The organism is Streptomyces sp. NPDC091416 (assembly GCF_044756845.1).
Classification (GTDB): domain Bacteria; phylum Actinomycetota; class Actinomycetes; order Streptomycetales; family Streptomycetaceae; genus Streptomyces.
Genome location: NZ_JBIVTU010000048.1, coordinates 1 through 4,202, shown reverse-complemented (window position 1 = coordinate 4,202; position 4,202 = coordinate 1). Strand labels below are relative to the sequence as shown.

The following is a 4,202-nucleotide window of genomic DNA, read 5'->3' as shown; positions in this document are numbered from 1 at the left end:
GGGGGTTCGGGTGGGGGTGGTCTGACTCCGTCGGATGTGCCGTTGGTGGAGGTGTCGCAGGGGGAGATCGAGGGGTGGGAGGCCCGGTATCCGGCATTGCGGGACGTGTGGCCGCTGACCCCGCTCCAGTCCGGACTCCTCTTCCACACCCTGCTCACCGGGGACGCGGAGACCGACGCGTACCAGGTTCAGCTCACGTTCCAGCTCACGGGCCGCACCGACCCGCAGCGGATGCGTGCCGCTGGGCAGGCGTTGCTGGACCGGCATGCCAATCTGCGGTCCGCGTTCGTTCCCCACGGTGGCAGTGGCTGGGTGCAGTTGGTCACCGAGGGTGTCGAACTGCCCTGGTCGGAGCGGGATCTGCGGCATCTGCCGGAGGCTGAGCGTCTGGCGGAGCTGGAGGCGTTCCTGGCCGAGGACCACACGGTCCATTTCGATCCGGCGACTCCGCCGCTGCTGCGTCTGGCCCTGGTCCGGATGACCGACGACCACAGCGAACTGGTCCTCACCGCCCACCACGCCCTGTTCGACGGCTGGTCCATTCCCGTCCTCATCCAGGATCTGCTGCGGCTCTACGGCGTGTCGGGCGGCGCCTCCGCTCTTCCCCAGGTGCGGGGCTACCGGGACTTCCTCGTCTGGCTCGACGGCCAGGACCAGGACGCTGCCTCCCGTGCCTGGGCCGCGGAGCTCGAAGGCGTCGACGAACCCACCCTCCTCGCACCGGTCGCACCCGCCGGAACGTCCCGGGCCGCCACGGGCTTCGGCCACGTCGACGTCACGCTGCCCGAGGCCGACGCGCAGCTCGTCGCCCGTAGGGCGGGTGAGCTCGGTGTCACGGTGAACACTCTGGTCCAGGGTGCCTGGGCGCTGCTGCTCGGGCAGTTGACGGGGCGTCAGGATGTGGTGTTCGGGGCCACGGTGTCCGGGCGGCCATCGGCCGTGGACGGTGTCGACTCCATGGTCGGCATGTTCATCAACACGCTGCCCGTGCGGGTCCCGCTGTCGCCGCACGTCACTCTCGCCGGTCTCATGACGGAGATCCAGGGACGCCAGGCGGCCCTGATGGAGCACCACCACCACGGTCTGACCGACATCCAGCGGAGCACCGGACTCCAGACGCTCTTCGACACCTTGGTGGTCTTCGAGTCCTACCCGGCCGACGGAGCGGCGCTGGCCGAGGCGAACGAGGCCGCCGGCCTCACCTGCACCGGCATCCGCCCCTTCTCCACCACCCACTACCCGCTGATGCTGGCGGCCGACCTCGATCCGCACCTGCGCGTCACCCTCCAGTACCAGGACGGTGTGTTCGACCGCCCGTACATCGAGAGCATCGCCCAGCGGTTCGGGACCGTGCTGCGCCGGCTCGTCACGGAGTCCGGACGCACGCTCGCCGAGGTGGACCTGCTGACCCCCGAGGAGCGCGACCACCTGCTCACCGGGCTCAACGAGACGGCCGAGCCGGTGCCGGACATCACGCTCGCGGAGATCTTCGAGCAGCAGGTCGCACGGACCCCGGACGCCACGGCACTGATCTCCGGTGAACTCACCCTCACCTACGCGGAGCTGAACCGGCGGGCCAACCGTCTGGCCCACTGGCTCGTCGGACGTGGCGTCCGTCCGGAGTCCCGGGTGGCCGTGGCCCTGCCCCGGTCCGCCGAACAACTGGTGGCTCTTCTCGCGGTGACCAAGGCAGGCGGCGCCTGGCTGCCCGTCGATCCCGCCTACCCCGCCGACCGGATCGCGTTCCTGCTGCAGGACGCCGAACCGATGCTGCTGCTGACGACGTCCGAGTTCGCCGGGAGCATCCCCGCCGGCATCCCGACCGGCGTCCTCGACGACCCTGACCCGGCCGCCCGGCCGGACAGCGGGTCGGAGGCGAACCCGACCGACGACGACCGGCCGGTCGCCCTGGACCCGCGCCACCCCGCGTACGTGATCTACACCTCGGGGTCGACCGGCCTTCCCAAGGGCGTCGTGGTCCCGCACACCCCTCTGGCCGCACTCGCCCGCACCGAGATCGAACGCTTCCAGGTGACGGCGGAGTCCCGGGTGCTCGCCATCACTTCGCCGAGCTTCGACATCTCCGTCATGGAGTGGCTCGTCGCCTTCGCGGCCGGCGCCACCCTGGTGGTTCCGCCCGGCCGACAGGTCGGCGAGGCGCTCGCGGCGACGCTCGCCGACGCGGAGATCAGCGTCGGCCTCATCGCTACGGCCACGCTCGCCACGGTGCCGCCCGGGCGGTTCCCGCACCTGCGCACCCTCGGCGTCGGCGGTGAGGCCGTGCCGCCGGGCATCGTGGAGAACTGGTCCCCGGACCGCAGGCTGATCAACGGCTTCGGGCCGACCGAGACCACCTGCGTCGCCACGCTCAGCGATCCCCTCACCGCGGACGGCGGTGCCCCGCCGATCGGCCGCGCGGTGCTCAACACCCGGCTGTACGTCCTCGACGCCTGGCTGCGGCCCGTGCCCCTCGGAGTGGCGGGCGAGCTGTACATCGCGGGGCGTGGACTGAGCCGCGGCTATCTGGACCGGCACTCCCTCACGGCGGAGCGCTTCGTCGCCGACCCGTTCGGTGAGCCGGGAACCCGGATGTACCGCACCGGCGACCAGGTCCGCCGCCGCCCGGACGGCCAGCTCGACTACCTGGGCCGGATCGACGACCAGGTGAAGATCCGCGGTTTCCGCATCGAGCCGGGCGAGATCGCCTCCGTCCTCGACACCCACCCGCGTGTGGCGCAGGCCGCGGTGCTCGCCCTGGCCGGCCGCACCGCGGCCATGGGCAAGCGGCTCGTCGGCTACGTCGTCCCGCGCGACGGCGACGTCGGCCCCGGACAGCTGCGTGCCTTCCTCGCCGAGCGGCTGCCCGAGCACATGGTGCCCACCGCCTTCGTCCTCCTGGACCGGCTGCCCATGACACCCAACGGGAAGCTGGACAAGGCGGCGCTCCCGGAGCCGGAGGTCACCGGCGCCGAGTACCGCGCGCCGCGCACCGAAGCGGAGCGGCTGCTGGCCGGTCTCTTCGCCGAACTCCTGGGGCTCGAACGCGTCGGGACCGACGACAACTTCTTCGCCCTCGGCGGCCACTCGCTGCTGGTGACCCGGCTCGTCAGCCGTGTCCGCGAGACGGCCGGCGCCGAGATCCCGGTCCGGACCGTCTTCGACGCTCCGACGGTGGCCGCGCTGGCCGTGCACCTGACCACGGGTGGCCCGGTGCGCCCGGCGCTCCGCCGGGGCGCGGTGACCGCCGGCCCGGTGCCGTTGTCGTTCGCCCAGCGCCGGCTGTGGTTCATGCACCGTTTCGACGGACCGTCCGCGACCTACAACATCCCCCTGGCGCTGCGTCTGCGCGGCACGGTGGACGAGGCTGCTCTGGAGGCGGCGCTGCGGGATGTGGTGGTGCGGCACGAGAGCCTGCGCACGGTGTTCGTCGAGGACGAAGCCGGCGTGGCCTTCCAACGGGTGCTGCCCGTGGACGGTTTCGAGCTGCGGATGCCCGTGACCGACGCGTCCCCGGACGAGCTGGAGGATGCCGTCGCCCGGGCGATGGGCCACCGGTTCGACCTGGCCGCGGAGATACCGATCCACGCCACCCTGTTCCGTGGCGGACCCGAGGAGTACGTCCTCGCGCTGGTCACGCACCACATCGCCGCCGACGGTGAGTCGATGGGGCCGCTGGCGCGGGATCTGTCGCGGGCGTACACCGCGCGGTGCGAGGGCCGGTCTCCGGAGTGGGCCGAGCTGCCGGTGCAGTACACGGACTACACGCTCTGGCAGCGGGAGCTGCTGGGCGACGAGAGCGACCCCGAGAGCCTTGTCTCCGTCCAGGCCGACTACTGGCGCAGGGAACTGAGCGGTGCCCCGCAGCCGTTGCAGCTGCCGACGGACCGTCCGAGGCCGCCGGTGGCCGGGCACCGGGGCGACATGGTGGAGTTCACGCTCGACGCCGACCTGCTCGGCGCGGTGCGGGATCTGGCCCGGGCGAACGACGTCACCATGTCCATGATCATGCAGTCGGCGCTGGCGGTGCTGCTCGGTCAGCTCGGTGGTGGTGAGGACGTGTCGATCGGTTCGCCGATCGCGGGCCGTAACGACGAGGCGCTGGCGGATCTGGTCGGCTTCTTCGTGAATACCTGGGTGCTGCGTGTGGATCTGTCGGGGAACCCGACGTTCGACGAGGTGCTGGAGCGGGTGCGGGGCAAGGC

General features: G+C 71.8%; 1 protein-coding gene. It reads left to right on the top strand.

Annotation, left to right across the window (positions count from 1 at the left end):
- Positions 1–45: 45 nt before the first annotated feature.
- A partial coding sequence (locus ACIQMX_RS42320) for an amino acid adenylation domain-containing protein (RefSeq protein WP_402487029.1) occupies positions 46–4,202 on the top strand: 4,157 nt, incomplete at its 3' end.